The following is a 15,661-nucleotide window of genomic DNA, read 5'->3' as shown; positions in this document are numbered from 1 at the left end:
TGTAAACGATTACAAGAACGATTACAGGAGACTGTGTGAGCCGGCCGACGATCGCGGAAGTGGCCCGGGCCGCCGGGGTTTCGGTGGCCTCGGTGTCGCGGGTCCTCAACGGCCTGCCCGCGACCGAGGAGATGGTCGTGCGGGTGCAACGCGCGGTCCAGGAGCTCGGCTACGTGCCGGACTCGCGCGCGAGATCGCTCAAGGTGGGCCGCACCTTCCAGCTCACCCTGGCCGTCGCCGACGTCGGTAACCCGGTCTACGTGACGATGATGCGCGCGGTCGAGGAGGTCGTCTCCGCCGCTGGTTATCGCCTGGTCGTGACCACCACCGGCTCCGACGTGGTCGACGAGGTCGCCCTGGTCCGCGGTATGGCGCGCGGTTACGCCGACGGCCTCGTGATCAGTCCGTTGCGGGTGGATGACGACCTGATCAAGTCGATCCGCGAGTGCGACGTGCCGGTGGTCGTCGCCGGTAACGTGCCCGCCTCGGCGGGGGTCGACACCGTCCGCGCGAACTCGCCGAAAGGAATGGCTTTGGCCGTGGAACACCTGCTGACCAAGGGCCGCGACCGGATCGCCTTCGTGAACGGCCCGGTGGACACCGTCCCGGGTGCCGCTCGGGCCAAAGGTTTCGCCGACGCTTTGAAGCAGTACAAGCTCGAGGCCGCCGGTGCCATCGAGGCCGACGACTTTACCTTTGCCGCCGGCCGCGCCGCTGGTCAGGAGTTCTTCAAGACGAACCGCCCGAACGCGGTGATCTGTGCGAACGACCTGCTCGCCGTCGGCGTGATGCACGAGCTCGCCGCGTACGGCCTCGCGGTACCGGCGGACGTCGCGGTGATCGGGATGGACGACAGCGAGCTGGCCGAGCAGTCCTTCCCGCCCCTGACCAGCGTCAACCTGGGATCGGCCGAACGAGGCCGCCGGGCCGCTGAGTTGCTGTTGGCAAGGATCGACGACGACAGCCGGAAGCCGAAGCGGATCGTCGTCCAGCCGACCCTGAGCGTTCGGAGGTCGACGCCGTGAGCACTGCCACCCTGACCGCCGCCCCCGAGCAGGCCGGCGGGTCGAAGCGGCCCGGCCGGCCGAAGCAGAACCGGGAGGCGATCTTCCTGTTCCTGCCCGCGCTGTTGCCGGTCCTGCTGCTCAGTGTGTACCCGCTGCTGCGCGGCATCGCGCTCGGCTTCACCGACGCGCGGGCCGGGCTGAACGTCGACACCAACTTCATCGGCTTCGACAACTTCGCCAAGCTGCTGCACAACGAGCTGTTCTGGGACTCCTTCCGGATCGGCCTGATCTGGACCCTGTCGGTGACCATCCTGCAGTTCGTCGCGGCACTCGGCCTGGCCCTGCTGCTGAACACGAACCTGAAGTTCCGCGGGGTGGCCAGGACGCTGGCGCTGATCCCGTGGGCGATGCCGCCCGTGGTGGTCGCGATCATGTGGCGGCTCCTGCTGCACCCGACCAACGGCCCGGTCAACGAGATCCTGCAGAGTCTGCACCTGACCGACCACCCGATAAACTTCCTCGGCGACTTCAGTACCGCGCTGCCGGCGGTGATCGTGGTCGGTGTCTGGGTCGGCATGCCGATGACGACCGTGACGCTGCTGGCCGGACTCCAGGGCATCGACCGCTCCCTGTACGAGGCGGCCGCGGTCGACGGCGCCGGCGCTTGGCACCAGTTCTGGTACATCACGCTGCCGCAACTGCGCACCGTCATCATCGCGATCACCAGCCTCGACATGATCTGGAACTTCAACTCGTTCGGGCTGGTCTACGTGCTCACCGCGGGTGGCCCGGGCGGCAAGACGATGCTGCCGATGCTCTTCGCCTACAACGAGGCGTTCCGGTACGGGAACTTCGGCATGGCGGCGGCGATGGGCGACGTGATGGTCGTCATCATCATCGTCTTCCTCGCCTTCTACCTGCGCAGCCGGTTGAGGAGTGAGGCATGAGAACCAGGCCGACCACCCGCGCACTGCAGTACCTCGCCGTGCTCTGCTACCTGGTGTTCCTGGCGTTCCCGCTGCTATGGCTGATCTCCAGCTCGCTGAAGTCGCCGCAGGAGTTCGCCAGCATCACGCCGTCGTTCCTGCCCAAGCACCCGGACCTGTCGAACTTCAGCGACGCGCTGGAGGAGCAGGGCCTGGTCCGGTCGATGCTGAACTCGTTGCAGATCTCGGTCGCCACCACCGTGCTGGTGCTGGTCGTCTCGCTGCCGGTCGCGTACGCGCTGGCGCGGTTCCGCAGCCGGCTGCGCCCGGTCACGAACGGCTGGATCCTGGTCAGCCAGGTGTTCCCGGTGATCCTGATCGTGATCCCGCTGTTCCTGATCCTGCGGCCGCTGCACCTGACCAACACGATTCCCGGTGTGGTGATCGTCTACATGGTCTGGTCGCTGCCGTTCGCGCTGTGGATGCTGCAGGGCTACGTCGCCGCCGTACCGCGGGAGCTGGAGGAGGCGGCGTCGGTGGACGGCGCGAGCCGGGTCCGCACGATCGTGTCGATCGTGATGCCGCTGCTGCGGCCGGGCCTGATCGCGACCGCGATGTTCACCTTCATCTCGGCGTGGAACGAGTTCTTCTTCGCCCTGGTCCTGTTGCAGGACCCGCAACTGAAGACGCTGCCGCTGGTGCTCGCCCGCTTCGTCGGGGCCGAGGGCCAGGTCCAGTTCGGACCACTCGCGGCCGCGTCCGTCCTGGCCACCGTGCCGAGCCTGGTGTTCTTCGCCTTCCTTCAGCGCCGGCTGACTTCCGGTCTGCTGAGTGGCGCTGTCAAGGGCTGAGTCCCTTCCCCCTGAGGAGAAAACATGAAGAAAGTAGTGACCGCCCTGATGGCGGCGGGCGCACTGGTGGCGCTCGCGGCCTGTGGTGGAGGCAGTGACAACAGCTCCGGTGACAGCGGGTCCACGGAGAAGGTGACGCTGAAGTTCCAGAGCCTCGCCTTCCAGAAGACCACCGTCGCGGCGACCAAGAAGATCGTCGCGGACTGGAACGCGGCGAACCCGAACATCCAGGTCGAGTACGTGCAGGGCAGCTGGGACTCGGTGCACGACCAGCTCGTCACCCAGTTCCAGGGTGGTACCGCGCCGGACGTGATCCAGGACGAGTCCGCCGACATCACCGGCTTCGCGAACCAGGGGTACCTCGCGGACCTCTCGCAGTACCTGAGCCAGGAGACGAAGGACGCCGTACCGCAGGGTGTCTGGGACACGGTGTCCAGCGACGGCAAGGTGTTCGCCGCGCCGACCCTGCTCCAGTCGTACGTCGTGTTCGGCAACTCCGCGCTGCTCAAGCAGGCGGGCGTCTCGGCCACGGGCGACTCGCTCAGCTGGGACCAGCTGCAGGCGGACGCCAAGAAGCTCACCGCGGGCGGCAAGTACGGGCTCGGCTGGGGCCTGAAGAGCCCGACCGCGACCGTGCTGAACCTCGGGATGAACTTCGACGCGGCCTTCTTCGAGGGCACCGGCCGCGACGCCCAGGTCAAGATCGGCGACCCCGAGCTCGAGGTGCCGAAGCGGATCAACGCGATGGCCTACACGGACAAGTCGATCGACCCGACCTCGCTGACCCAGAGTGGCTCGGACGTGCTGCCGGGCTTCTTCGGCGGCAAGTACGCGTTGATCGTCGGCGGTAACTACGCCGCCCAGCAGATCGTCGAGCAGGCGCCGAAGGGCTTCCAGTGGGAGGTGCTGCCGCCGCTGAAGGGCAGCTCGGAGAAGCAGGCCGCGAACCCGCAGACGCTGTCGGTGCCGGCCGAGGGCAAGCACATCAAGGAGTCCGCGCAGTTCATCGACTTCCTCATGAAGGCCGAGAACCTGGCCGCCGTCGGTCAGGGTGACTGGCTGATCCCGACCACCCAGGCCGCCCGGGACGCGATCCAGCAGGCGACCGGTGGCAAGAACGGCTGGACCCAGACGCTGGCCAGCGGGGCCGAGCTGACCAAGGCGCCGTTCCAGAGTGTGGAGAACTACCCGAAGTGGAAGGATCAGATCGCCACTCCGGCGCTGCAGGAGTTCCTGGCGAACAAGATCGATCTGGTCACGCTCGGCAAGAAGCTGAACGACGGTTGGGGCCAGGTCAACAGCTGATGCCCGAGGAGACCAGCACAGTGCTCGAAGACAAGTCGGTAGGGGCCCTCGTCGGCTCGGCGGTCGGCGACGCGATCGGTGGCGCCGTCGAGGGCTGGACCCCCGAGGCGATCCGGGAGCGGCACAGCGGCTGGGTGACCGGCATCGTCGGCCCCTGGTACGACGACTGGCGCAACGCCCGGCCGATCGCGCCGTACCACAAGGGCGACGGGCACATCACCGACGACACGTTGATGACGCACGCGCTGGTCGAGGTGTACGACGAACGCCGCGCGCACCTGGACGCGTACGCGATCGCCGAGTCGCTGGTCCCGAAGATGCTGTCGGGCCGCCGCTGGGTCCCCGAGCTCGAGGCGGACGCGTTGCTGCTGCAACGGGTCTTCCTGGCCGAGAAGTGGCTCGTCGCGCGGTTGCACTACGGGCACATCGACCCGCGCGAGGCGGGCGTCGGCAACATCGTGAACTGTGGCGCGGCGATGTACGTGGCGCCGGTCGGGATCGCCAATGCCGGCGATCCCGCCGGTGCCTACGCCGAGGCGATCGACCTGGCCGGCGCCCACCAGTCGAGCTACGGACGGGAGGCCGCCGGGGTGTTCGCCGCGGCGGTCGCGGCCGCGATGGTGCCCGGGGCAACGGCCTCGTCCGCCGTCGAGCAGGCACTGGCGCTGGCCAAGGACGGCACCCGGTCCGCGGTGGAGGCGATCGTCGACGCCGCCGACGGGGTGACGGACTGGGAAGAGGCGATTCCCTTGCTGCGCAAGGCGGTCGAGCCGTTCGACACGGTCGGGCCGGACTACCGGGACCAGTCGCTGGACGCCCGGCGGCCGAGCCGGAGCAAGGCGATCGAAGAACTGCCGGTGGCGCTCGGGTTCGTGCTCGTGTCGGGTGGCGACGTGCGCCAGGCCGTCCTGGGCGGGACGAACTACGGCCGCGACGCCGACTCGATCGCGTCGATGGCGGGCGCGATCACCGGGGCGCTGAGCGGCCGGGCCGGCGTACCGGCGGACTGGGCGACGACCATCGCCGAGGCGAGCAAGACCGATCTGGAGCAGCCCGGCCGCGTGATGGCCTCGGTCGCGAAGGACCTGCACCAGGCCGACGCCGAGCGGTGGGCCCGGCGTACAGCCGCCCTGGACGCCCTGACCTGATGTCAGCTGTCGAACGCCTGCAGTTCCACGATCCGGGAGTACCCGTGGTCGTTGGAGTCCTGCACGACGACTCGCACGGACTCCGCGACGATCGGGGTGAACGTGACCTTCACGTGTCCCTCGACATTGCCGCGGAGCTCCGCGACGGTGGTCCAGGCGCCGCCGACGCGAACCTGGACGTCGAAGTCGCGGACACCCATCACGGCCGCCGGGTAGCGGATCGAGTCGAGGGTCTGGAGCTCGACCCGGCCGACGGTGGTCGGAGCGGTGAAGTCGACGCCGTACGAGTCGGGGAAGGCGCCCTTGGTGGCGTCGTGCCAACCACTGGCACCCCATTGCTCGGAGTCGCTGTTGCCGTCGACACCGCCGCAGAGCTTCATGTTCCCGTGCGTCGACGAGGCGACGGCCTGCTCGCCGAGCAGCAGGTTGTCACCGGGACCCTTGGGCGGCGCTGGCTTGACGACTACAGGAGCGCTGAGTCGTTGCCCCTCGGCGGCGAGGTCGACGGTGAAGGTGCCCTCCGGTGTACCGCGCGGGACGCGTACGTCGAGCGGCGCGGTGACGAGTTGGCCGACCGGGAGATAGCTGGAGAACTGGTGGCGCGACAGGATCAGCGGAGCCCCGGCGCTGATCCGCATGTCGGCGATCATCGGCTTACGGCCGGTGTTGGTCATCCCGAGGGCGAGCCGGCCGGACGGGAAGCAGGGCAGCGGCACCACCTCGACGGGCTGTGGGGTGGCGCTGACGGTGACCTGACTCTTGCCGTTGGCAACGGCCAGCGCGGGGGCGAGCAGAGCGAGCGGTACGGCGAGCAGGGCGGCGCGTTTCATGGTGCTCCGATCCGTTCAGGCCTGGTTGACGCCGGGGACGCCGTTCTCGACGACCAGGGTGGCGCGGGTGGACGGCGTACCGCCGGGCGTGGTGACGCGGTCGACGATGCGGAACTCCGACGTCCAGCGCTCGCGGTCGAGGGTGCAGCTGAGGTAGCCGCGCTGGACGTTCTGGTACTTGACGTGCGGGTTCTCGGCGAGCAGCGCGCGGCCGGTGGTGTCGACGTCGACGCCGTCCTTGCCGGACGAGATCGACGTGGTGACGAACTCACTGCCGACGACGGGCGAGGACGGGTCGTCGAAGTCCGGCTTCAGGTCGGACGCGACGCTGCGATGGAGGTCGCCGGTGAGGACGACGAGATTGCGCACACCGCGGTCGCGAACTCCGGAGAGCACTCGCTGACGGGAAGCGGCGTACCCATTCCAGGTGTCCATCGGCACTTCCAGCCCCGCGCCGGTCTTGCGGTCCAGCTGGGCCATCGCGACCTGCTGGGCGACGACGTTCCAGCGGCCGGTGGATCGCCGCAGATTGTCCAGCAGCCAGCGTTCCTGGGCTGCGCCGGTGAGGGTCCGGGCCGGGTCGAGCGACACCTCATCCGGCGGCAGCCAGCTTCCGTCGCCAGGTTGGTCGGAGCGGAACTGCCGGGTGTCCAGGACGCTCAGGTCGGCGGTCCGGCCGTACCGGAGGTGCCGGTGCAAGCGGATCGACGGACCGTCGGCGGACTGGTCGAGCCGCAGCGGCATGTGCTCCCAGTAGGCCCGGAACCCGTTCGCCCGGCGGACCAGGAACTCCGCCTCGGACAGCCCGTCCTCGGAGATGTACCCGGCCCAGTTGCCCTCGACCTCGTGGTCGTCGAGCGTGACCACCCAGGCCGAGGCGGCATGTGCGGCCTGCAGGTCAGGGTCGGTCTTGTGCAGCGCATACCGCGCCCGGTACTCGTCCAGCGTGAAGATCTCGCCGGCGAAGTCGACCGGGACCTCCTGGTTGCGCACCCCGGCCGTCGGACCGACACCGACCTCGTAGATGTAGTCGCCGAGGAAGAGCACCACATCATGGTCGCGCCGGGCGACGTCCTGGTACGCCGTGTAGTACCCGTCGTAGAAGGCCTGGCAGGACGCGACCGCCATCGTCACCTCGGGCTGGTCCGTCGCGGCCGGCGCTGTTCGGGTGCGTCCGACCGGGCTGATCTGCGCGCCGACGCGGAACCGGTAGAAGTAATGCCGCCAGGGCCGCAACCCGCGGACGTCGACGTGCACGGTGTGCGCGTACTCGGGGCGCGCCTGAGCCTTCCCGCGGCGCACGATCCGTCGGAACTGCTCATCCTCGGCGACCTCCCAGTCGACCCCCACGGCGTAGTCGTCCATGCCGCCGAACGGTTCCAGCGGTCCGGGCGCGAGCCGGGTCCAGATCACCACGGCATCCGGCAGCGGATCACCCGAGGCGACTCCCAGGGTGAACAGCGGTCGGTTGCCGATGGGCTTCGGCCTGCCGGTGGCGCCAACACCAGGCAGGTTGCCGGTGAGGGCCAGCGCGGCGGCGGCTCCGGTGACACTGAGGAAAGTACGGCGAGTGGCTTTGGCAGCGGCGAGACCTCGGGCGGCGGAGAGCATGTGACGCAGTATCGAGCCGCAGTGAGACGAGTGACCAGGTGCGCGTTTCACCTGGCGCAACAGGCGATGTGGAAGGAAATGCTCCGATGAGACTGACCTGGGTGCAGCCGGAGGACCTGCTGCCGCACCAGCTGGTCCAAGGCCGTGCAGAGGGTGTCGACGTCGCGGACGTCGAGGATCGCTGGCGCCGAGCCGGCGGTACTGCGGACGCTCCGGTGTCGGGTGCCTCCGACAAGCCGGCGACGGCGGAGTTGCGGGAGTTGGCCCGCGCGTTGCTGGCCGAACTGGACTCGCGGACTCCCGCGTGGACGCCGCCGGTGATCCCGGTGCTGGACAAGCTGACCGGATCGGCCGACCTGTCGGAGCGCGTGCTGAACGCGTGGCTAGGCCGGGCCGCGGGCAACTTGCTCGGCAAGCCCGTGGAGAAGATCCCGCGCGAGGGCATCCGCGAGATCCTGGAGATCTCCGGGCAGTGGCCGCTGACGCAGTACATCACCGCGGTCGGAGTGCCTGACGAGGTGCAGGCGAAGTGGCCGTGGAACCGGCGGTCGAAGCCGACCAGTCTGCGTGAGGTCATCGACGGGATGCCCGAGGACGACGACCTGAACTTCGCGATCCTGGCGCTGCAGTTGGTGGAGCGGCACGGTTCGGCGTTGACCACCGAGGACGTGGCGCAGGCGTGGCTCGGCGAGCTGCCGGCCGGCCGGGTGTTCACCGCCGAGCGGGTTGCCTATCGCAACCTTCTCGAAGGGGTCGATCCGCTGCAGGCGGCGCTGGTGCGGAATCCGTTCCGCGAGTGGATCGGCGCGCAGATCCGGACCGATGCCTATGGCTGGACGCGCCCGGGGGACCGGATGGCCGCGGCTCAGCTCGCCCTGGCGGACGCACGGCTGAGCCACACCGGCTCGGGTGTCGACGGTGCGCTGTGGGTGGCGGCGATGTCGGCGGCGGCCATGGTGCTCGACGATCCACGCGAGGTCGCGCTGGCCGGTCTCGAGGTGGTCGACGCCGATGGTGAGATCGCCCGGGCCGTTCGGTTCGGGTTGTCCCTCGCCGACGCTCCGCTGGACGAGGCGCTCGACGCGCTGCACTCGGCGTACGGGCATCTGCACTGGGTGCACTCGGTCAACAACAGCGCCCTCACGGCGTACGCGCTGACCGCGCCGGACTTCGCCACCGGGATCGGCCGGGCGGTGATGGGCGGGTGGGACACCGACTCGGCCGGCGCGACTGTCGGGGCGGTACTTGGCGCGGTGCTCGGCGTTCCGGCAGAGTGGTCCAGACCATTGGACAACCGGATCGCCACCAGCCTGCCCGGGATGAACCAGGTGGCGATCGACGAGCTGGCCGCCCGGACTGTGGCGGCGGCGACGAGTGACGAGGGGGAGCGGCGTGGCTGACGTCGTAGTCGTCGGGAGCGCGAACGTGGATCTGGTGCTGCCGGTCCAGCGGATCCCGCGGCCCGGCGAGACCGTGCTGGCCGGCGGGCTGACCCGCGGGCCGGGCGGCAAGGGTGCCAACCAGGCGGTCGCGGCCGCGCGGTCCGGCGCCTCGACCGCGTTCGTCGCCGCGCTCGGCGCGGATGACGGCGGGACCTTGCTGCGGGACGCGCTCGGCGAGGCCGGGGTCGACCTGTCTCTCGTCTCGACCTCCGACCAGCCGACCGGTACGGCGATCATCACGGTCGCCGAGGACGGGGAGAACTCGATCGTCGTCGCACCGTCGGCCAACGCGACGCTCGAGCTGTCCGAGCAGGCGCTCCGCGCCGTGCGCGAGGCGAAAATAGTCCTTGCCCAACTGGAGATCCCGTTCGGTACGGTGCAGGCGGCAGCGGCGGCGAGCTCGTACTTCGTGCTCAACGCGGCGCCCGCGGCGGAGCTCTCGGACGAGTTGCTCGCGCACGTCGACCTGCTGGTGGTGAACGAGACGGAGGCCGAGGCTGTGGGGGGTCCGAAACTGTCGGCGCTGCTGGAACGGGTGCCCGCCGCGGTGGTCACGTTGGGCGCCGAGGGAGCGGTGATCCTGACCCGGGACGCCGCGGAAATCCGGGTCCCGGGCGTGCCGGTCGAGGTGGTCGACACCACCGCGGCCGGCGACACCTTCTGCGGAGTACTGGCCGCGACATTGGCTGCCGCATCAACTACCGTCTCGACTACCGCGCCAACCACTGGGCGCGACCTGACGAATGCGGTCCGACGCGCTAACGTTGCTGCTTCATTGAGCGTTCAAACCGGGGGAGCGATCCCATCGGTGCCTCACGGGGAAGTCATCGACGCGCGTTATGCGGAGGTATACCTGTGAACCCCCTCGAGCCCAGGCCGATCGACCAGCCCGCCAAGGTCGACCTCGGTCTGCGAGCCGACCCGGCCTTCCTCGACGACGCCAAGATCCTCGGCGCCCCCGACGACCCGGCCGACCTGCCCCGCTGGCGCGGCAAGCTCGCCGAGTGGTTGATGGGCGCCTACGACCGGACCCGGTACGACGGCGGCACGCACTATGAGGTGCCTGGCCGCGAGTGGACCCAGACGGCGTACTCGGTGGCGCTGGTCTGGCTGTGGGACGACCAGCTGTACGACGTGGACGCGGGCCGGTTCACGCCGGAGAAGTTCGTCCGGCAAGGGATCGAGGACTTCGGCGGGTACGACGCGGTGGTGCTGTGGCACGCGTACCCGGTGATCGGGATCGACTCGCGCAACCAGTTCGACTTCTACCGTGAGGTGCCGGGGCTGAAGGAACTGATCGACGCATTGCACGACCTCGGGCTGAAGGTCTTCTTCGACTACAACCCGTGGGACGTCGGCACCCGCCGGGCCGCCCGGTCCGACGCCGAGGAGTTCGCCGCGCTGGTCGCCGACTTCGGTGCCGACGGCGCCTTTCTCGACACGTTGAAGGAGGGCGACCCGGCCTTCACCCGGGCGCTGCGCAAGGTGAATCCGGCGATCGCCTTCGAGGGCGAGTCGAGGTTGCCGTTGGCAAGGATCGCGGACCACGCGCTGTCCTGGGCGCAGTGGTTCGCCGACACCCGGGCGCCCGGCGTCCTGCGGGCGCACCTGTTCGAGCGCCGGCACATGATGCACCACACCCGCCGCTGGAACCGCGACCACAGCGACGAACTGCAGTCCGCCTGGGTGAACGGCGTCGGCATCCTGGTCTGGGAGTCCGTGTTCTCCGCCTGGGTCGGCTGGAACGCGAGGGACCGGGCCACGCTGCGCCGGATGGTGGCGGCGCAGAGAGCGTTCTCTCCCGTTCTGATCAACGGCGACTGGATCCCGCTGACCCCGGAGATCCCGGACAAGGCCCGGGCGCACGGCGTCTTCGCCTCGCGCTTCGAGCTGGCCGACGTCACCTTCTGGACCCTGATCAACCGCCACGACGAGGACTTCGAAGGCGTCGTGCTGCACTCCGAGGACCAGGTCGGCGACTGGTACGACGTGACCTCGGGCGTGCCGATCACCGCGGACGACGACGGGGTGCACCTGGTCGTGCCGGGGCGTGGGGTCGCCGGGATCGTCCGGATCGGGGCGACGGCGGGCCAGACCTGCCGGGCGACCGCTCGCCGGCTCGGTACGTTCTCCCGGCCGCATGTCAAGGACTCGGCGTTCCCGGTCGCTCGGACGGAGCGTGTCGCCGTACCGGAGGTGACCGGTGGAGCCACACTCGGCCCGACGGTCGTCGTACCGGCCGGGGAGCGCTCTCTGACCGTTCGGCACCGGCGGCGCGAGACCGGGCTGTACGACCAGGCGCCGTACGTCGAGGAGTGGAAGCCGTTGCCTCCTCGTCTGCACGACATCCAGACGGTTCTGCGCGAGGTCACGCTCTCCGAGATCCCAGTGGCGATCCGCGAGGTGACCAACGCCGAGTACGCCGAGTTCCTGGCGGCGACGGGGTACCGGCCGAAGGTTGCGAACCGGTTCCTGGCGCACTGGGTGGACGGCGCGCCCGTGGCCGGCACCGAGGATCAGCCGGTGACATACGTCGACCTGCCGGACGCCCGCTCCTACGCGGCCTGGCGTGGCGGGCGGCTGCCCACCGAGGACGAGTGGCAGGTTGCCGCCGGGCTGGACGGGTTCACCCGCGCCGAACCGCTGGTGTGGAACCTGACCGAGAGCGAGCACCGCGACGGACGCAGCCGGTTCTGCATCCTCAAGGGCGGCTCGCACTACGTCGCCGAGGGCTCCGACTGGTACTCCGACGGTGGGCCGCGGGAGCCGGAGGTCAGCTTCAAGCTGGTCCTCACCGGCGGCGGCCTGGACCGCTCGGAGACCATCGGGTTCCGGTGCGCGGGATGACACCTGGAGTCTTCCGGTGCTCGGCATGATCGCTGTTCGTGGAGTTGTGAGAGGCGGGGCGGGATGAGGGCGGCGCCACTCGAAGGAGTGAAGGTGCTGGAGGCGGCGACGCTGTTCGCGGGACCGCTGGCGGCGACGTTCCTGGGGGACTTCGGCGCGGACGTGACGAAGATCGAGCACCCGTCCAGGCCGGACGCGGCGCGCGGTCACGGGACCAGCAAGGACGGCGTCGGGCTGTGGTTCAAGACGCTCGGCCGGAACAAGCGGCTCGCGACGCTCGATCTGTCCCAGGGCCGCGACGTGTTCCTCGACCTGGTCCGGGCTAACGACGTCCTGGTCGAGAACTTCCGGCCCGGCACGTTGGAACGCTGGGGACTCGGACCCGACGTACTGCTCGAGGCCAACCCGCGCCTGGTGATCGCCCGGGTGACCGCCTTCGGCCAGGTCGGGCCGTGGTCGAGCCGCCCCGGCTTCGGGTCGCTCGCCGAGGCGATGAGCGGGTTCGCGGCCGTCACGGGTGAACCCGACGGCCCGCCGACCCTGCCGCCGTTCGGCCTCGCCGACGGCATCACCGCCCTGGCCACTGCGTACGCCGTACTGGTGGCCCTGCGCGAGCGGGATCGGTCCGGGGCCGGCCAGGTGATCGACATGGCCATCATCGAGCCGATCCTGATGATGCTCGGCGGCCAGATCACGGCGTACCAGCAGACCGGCTACGTCCAGCCCCGGCTGGGCAACCGCTCGTCGAACAACGCGCCGCGCAACGTCTACCAGACCGTCGACGGCCGATGGGTCGCGGTGTCGACGAGCTCGCAGAGCATCGCCGAGCGCGTCGTCACCCTGGTCGGGCGTCCGGATCTGGTCGCGCAGCCGTGGTTCGGGACCGGTCGGCAGCGGGCCGAGCATGCGGACGAACTGGACGAGGCCGTCGGTTCCTGGATCAGGGAGCGCTCTCTGGACGAGGTCATGCTCGCCTTCGAGAAGGCCGAGGCGGCGGTCGGCCCGGTGCACGACATCCGCGGCATCATGACGGACCCGCAGTACGCCGCGCTGAACACGATCGTGTCCGTCGAGGACGACGAGCTCGGCGGTCCGGTGCAGATGCAGAACGTGTTGTTCCGGTTGTCGGAGTCGCCCGGGTCGATCCGCTGGGCGGGTCGCCCGCACGGCGCGGACACGGACGCCGTACTGGCCGAGATCGGTGTCACCGCCGAGCAACTGGCCGCGCTGCGTGAAGCTGGTGTCGTGTAGGTGCTCACCGCTCTGTATGTGCCGGCGAACAGGCCGGACCGGTTCGCCAAGGCTGTTGCCTCTGGCCCCGATCTGGTGGTGTTCGACCTCGAGGACGCCGTGCCCGTGGCCGACAAGGTGGACGCTCGCGGCTGGGCGGTTGCCTGGATCGCGGCGTTCAACGGATCCACGGCGATCGAGGTCCGGGTGAACGCGCCGGGGACGCCGTGGATCGAGGACGACCTGGCCGCGCTGGCCGCAGTACCGACGGTCCGGATCCGGCTGCCGAAGGTGGAGAGCGCCGATGACGTCCGGCAGGTGCTTCAACAGGTGCCGTCGGCAAGGATCACCGCGCTGATCGAGTCGCCGCTCGGGCTGGAGCGTGCCTTCGAGATCGCGTCCGCTGACCGTCGGGTGGTCGCGGTGGCGCTGGGTGAGGCCGATCTGGCGAGCTCACTCGGCGTCGATGGGCCGGAAGGTCTCGCCTGGGCGCGCGGTCGGATCGTGTCGGCTTCGCGCGCGGCCGGCCTGGGTGCGCCGATGCTGTCGGTCTACCCGCACGTGAAGGACGATGAAGGCCTGCGGCGTACCTGCCTCGAAGGCCGCGCGCTCGGCTTCGTCGGCCGGACGGCGATCCACCCGCGGCAGTTACCGACGATCGTGGAGTGCTTCACGCCGTCGGCCTCGCAGGTTGCCGAGGCGGCCGCGCTGCTGGCCGCGGTCGCCAAGGCCGGAGTAGCGGATGGCGGCGTGATCGTGCTTCCCGACGGCCGGATGGTCGACCCCGCGATGCTCGGCCGCGCCCACGAACTCACCACACTGATGCAGGAGATCGAGTCCCGCCAGAGTTAGAGTCGAGAGCATGCTGCCGCGCACTGTTGATGCTGTGGTGATCGGTTCGGGGCCGAACGGGCTGGTGAGCGCGATCGGGCTGGCCGACGCCGGCTGGGATGTGCTCGTCCTGGAGGCGGCGGATCTCTTCGGTGGAGCAGTGCGCTCGGAGGAGAGCGACGGCTGGATCAGTGATCGGTTCAGCTCCAGCTATCCCCTGGGCGTGGCCTCGCCGGTGCTCCGGGCGCTGGAGTTGGAGAAGTACGGGCTCCGCTGGGCGCACGCTCCCGCGCCGCTGGCGCATCTCATGCATCCGGACGACGAGACCGCGGCCACGATCCATCCTGACCCGACCGACACCGCCGAGTCTCTGGCGGTCGATCACCCGGCTGACGGCGACGCCTGGCTGCGGCTCTACCAGTTCTACGTGAAGATCCGCGAGCCCTTCCTGAAGTCGTTGCTCACCTCCTGGCCGCCGGTCGGGCCGGGGCTTCGGCTGGCACGCAAGCTCGGGTCGGTGGGGGAGCTGGCCCGGTTCGCGCGGTTCATGGCGATGCCGATGCACCGGATGGGCCAGGAACTCTTCGAGGGTCCGCGCGGGCGCGCTCTCCTGGCCGGGAACGCGTTCCACGCCGATGCCTCCCTGAGCGGGAGTGTCAGCGGCACCATGGGCTGGCTGCTCGCGATGCTCGCCCAGGACGTCGGCTTCCCTGTCGCCGCCGGCGGATCCAGTTCACTGTCGAAGGCACTCGTCCGCCGCGCCGAGCTCGCCGGCGTCCTCTTCGCCTCCGGTATTCCGGTCACGGGCATCGACGTCGTAGCCGGGAAAGTGACGGGAGTCCGCACTGCCTCGGGCGAGACGATCTCCGTCCGCCGCGCGGTGATCGCCGACGTCTCCGCCCCGACCCTGTACGGCGAACTGTTGCCAGCAGCAAGTGTTCCTTCCGGGCTGCGGCGGGACCTCGAGCGGTTCGAGTGGGACTACCCGACCGTCAAGGTGAACTACCGGCTCAGCGGGCCGATCCCGTGGCGCGCGGCGGAGGCACACTCGGCCGGGGTCATCCACCTCGGCGGTACCGCGGACGACCTGGTCCACCTGTCCGCGGATCTCGACACCGGGCGGTTGCCGTCGGCACCCTTCCTGCTGATCGGCCAGACCAGCAAGGCGGATCCCACTCGATCACCGGCCGGTTCGGAGGCCGTCTGGGCCTACTCACACCTGCCACGGGGAATCGCCGACGACGCGTCCGCGGACAAGCTGGCAGCCCGGATGGATCGCGCGATCGAACGTCACGCTCCCGGATTCCTCGACCTGGTGGTGGACCGCGACCTCCAGCGCCCGACCGACCTCACGGCGGGCAACGCCTCGCTGGGAATGGGTGCCCTGGGTGGCGGCACCTCCCAACTCCACCAGCAGCTGATCTTCCGCCCGACCATCGGTCTGGGCAGCCCCCGCACTGTCGTCTCCGGTCTCTACCTGGGCAGCTCAGCCATCCACCCCGGCCCTGGAGTCCACGGCGCCTGCGGCCACCTGGCTGCCCGAACAGCTCTGCGCGACGCCTCCCTCGTGGGCCCCCTGACCCGGATCCCCACCACAACCGCCCTCCGCCGCCTCCAACGCTGAACAGCCTGG

The 15,661-nt window shown here is 69.7% G+C and carries 13 protein-coding genes; 11 read left to right on the top strand and 2 right to left on the bottom strand.

Going from position 1 to position 15,661, the window contains the following annotated elements; genetic code table 11:
* Window positions 1–35: 35 nt before the first annotated feature.
* From EV648_RS33835 to EV648_RS33815, 5 genes are read left to right on the top strand one after another with little or no spacing between them, the layout of a single operon-like run.
* Complete coding sequence (locus EV648_RS33835) at window positions 36–1,025, top strand: LacI family DNA-binding transcriptional regulator (RefSeq protein ID WP_132299191.1); 990 nt, start codon at window positions 36–38, stop codon at window positions 1,023–1,025.
* A complete protein-coding gene (locus EV648_RS33830; protein ID WP_132299190.1) occupies window positions 1,022–1,954 on the top strand; it encodes a carbohydrate ABC transporter permease in 933 nt (310 codons plus the stop codon). Before EV648_RS33835 ends, EV648_RS33830 begins: the two co-directional genes overlap by 4 nt.
* Window positions 1,951–2,784: a carbohydrate ABC transporter permease gene (locus tag EV648_RS33825; protein WP_132194718.1), complete on the top strand. Its 834-nt coding sequence runs from the start codon at window positions 1,951–1,953 to the stop codon at window positions 2,782–2,784. The genes EV648_RS33830 and EV648_RS33825 overlap by 4 nt, the downstream gene beginning before the upstream one ends.
* 24 nt (window positions 2,785–2,808) lie before the next feature.
* Window positions 2,809–4,089 carry an ABC transporter substrate-binding protein gene (locus EV648_RS33820; protein ID WP_132299189.1) on the top strand — a complete coding sequence of 427 codons (1,281 nt, stop codon included), beginning with the start codon at window positions 2,809–2,811 and terminating at the stop codon, window positions 4,087–4,089.
* Entirely contained in the window at window positions 4,089–5,237 is a 1,149-nt protein-coding gene (locus tag EV648_RS33815; protein ID WP_132299188.1) for an ADP-ribosylglycohydrolase family protein, read from the top strand. The genes EV648_RS33820 and EV648_RS33815 overlap by 1 nt, the downstream gene beginning before the upstream one ends.
* A gap of 2 nt (window positions 5,238–5,239) precedes the next feature.
* Here the strand turns inward: EV648_RS33815 and EV648_RS33810 are convergent, their stop codons facing one another.
* Window positions 5,240–6,067 (bottom strand): discoidin domain-containing protein, encoded by an 828-nt coding sequence (locus tag EV648_RS33810; RefSeq protein ID WP_132299187.1) that lies wholly within the window; start codon window positions 6,065–6,067, stop codon window positions 5,240–5,242.
* Window positions 6,068–6,082: 15 nt separating this feature from the next.
* The gene (locus EV648_RS33805) at window positions 6,083–7,678 is read right to left on the bottom strand and encodes an alkaline phosphatase (RefSeq protein ID WP_132299186.1); all 1,596 of its coding nucleotides are present in this window, start codon (window positions 7,676–7,678) and stop codon (window positions 6,083–6,085) included.
* A gap of 86 nt (window positions 7,679–7,764) precedes the next feature.
* On the opposite strand from EV648_RS33805, the gene EV648_RS33800 reads away from it, so the two are divergent.
* From EV648_RS33800 to EV648_RS33775, 6 genes are all read left to right on the top strand, one after another.
* On the top strand, window positions 7,765–9,078 hold the full coding sequence (locus EV648_RS33800; protein ID WP_132299185.1) for an ADP-ribosylglycohydrolase family protein: 1,314 nt from the start codon (window positions 7,765–7,767) through the stop codon (window positions 9,076–9,078).
* On the top strand, window positions 9,071–9,979 hold the full coding sequence (locus EV648_RS33795; RefSeq protein ID WP_132299184.1) for a ribokinase: 909 nt from the start codon (window positions 9,071–9,073) through the stop codon (window positions 9,977–9,979). The genes EV648_RS33800 and EV648_RS33795 overlap by 8 nt, the downstream gene beginning before the upstream one ends.
* Window positions 9,976–11,967: an SUMF1/EgtB/PvdO family nonheme iron enzyme gene (locus EV648_RS33790; RefSeq protein WP_132299183.1), complete on the top strand. Its 1,992-nt coding sequence runs from the start codon at window positions 9,976–9,978 to the stop codon at window positions 11,965–11,967. The genes EV648_RS33795 and EV648_RS33790 overlap by 4 nt, the downstream gene beginning before the upstream one ends.
* Before the next feature lie 63 nt (window positions 11,968–12,030).
* Window positions 12,031–13,218 (top strand): CaiB/BaiF CoA-transferase family protein, encoded by a 1,188-nt coding sequence (locus tag EV648_RS33785; RefSeq protein WP_132299182.1) that lies wholly within the window; start codon window positions 12,031–12,033, stop codon window positions 13,216–13,218.
* Window positions 13,219–14,049, top strand: coding sequence for a CoA ester lyase (locus EV648_RS33780; RefSeq protein ID WP_132299181.1), 831 nt, complete (start codon window positions 13,219–13,221; stop codon window positions 14,047–14,049).
* A gap of 10 nt (window positions 14,050–14,059) precedes the next feature.
* Complete coding sequence (locus tag EV648_RS33775; protein WP_132299180.1) at window positions 14,060–15,652, top strand: NAD(P)/FAD-dependent oxidoreductase; 1,593 nt, start codon at window positions 14,060–14,062, stop codon at window positions 15,650–15,652.
* Window positions 15,653–15,661: the final 9 nt, after the last annotated feature.

The sequence above is a fragment of the Kribbella sp. VKM Ac-2568 genome (genome assembly GCF_004345365.1).
In the GTDB taxonomy this organism is placed as follows: Bacteria; Actinomycetota; Actinomycetes; order Propionibacteriales; family Kribbellaceae; genus Kribbella; species Kribbella orskensis.
Note: the sequence above shows the minus strand (reverse complement) of the source record. Positions and strands in the feature narration are given on the sequence as shown.

Bases quoted from the DNA above. Each gene is read 5' to 3' on its own strand.
- EV648_RS33825 (WP_132194718.1), top strand. From the start codon at position 1,951: ATGAGAACCAGGCCGACCACCCGCGCACTGCAGTACCTCGCCGTGCTC.
- EV648_RS33820 (WP_132299189.1), top strand. From the start codon at position 2,809: ATGAAGAAAGTAGTGACCGCCCTGATGGCGGCGGGCGCACTGGTGGCG.
- EV648_RS33815 (WP_132299188.1), top strand. From the start codon at position 4,089: ATGCCCGAGGAGACCAGCACAGTGCTCGAAGACAAGTCGGTAGGGGCC.
- EV648_RS33810 (WP_132299187.1), bottom strand. From the start codon at position 6,067: ATGAAACGCGCCGCCCTGCTCGCCGTACCGCTCGCTCTGCTCGCCCCC.
- EV648_RS33805 (WP_132299186.1), bottom strand. From the start codon at position 7,678: ATGCTCTCCGCCGCCCGAGGTCTCGCCGCTGCCAAAGCCACTCGCCGT.
- EV648_RS33800 (WP_132299185.1), top strand. From the start codon at position 7,765: ATGAGACTGACCTGGGTGCAGCCGGAGGACCTGCTGCCGCACCAGCTG.
- EV648_RS33785 (WP_132299182.1), top strand. From the start codon at position 12,031: ATGAGGGCGGCGCCACTCGAAGGAGTGAAGGTGCTGGAGGCGGCGACG.
- EV648_RS33775 (WP_132299180.1), top strand. From the start codon at position 14,060: ATGCTGCCGCGCACTGTTGATGCTGTGGTGATCGGTTCGGGGCCGAAC.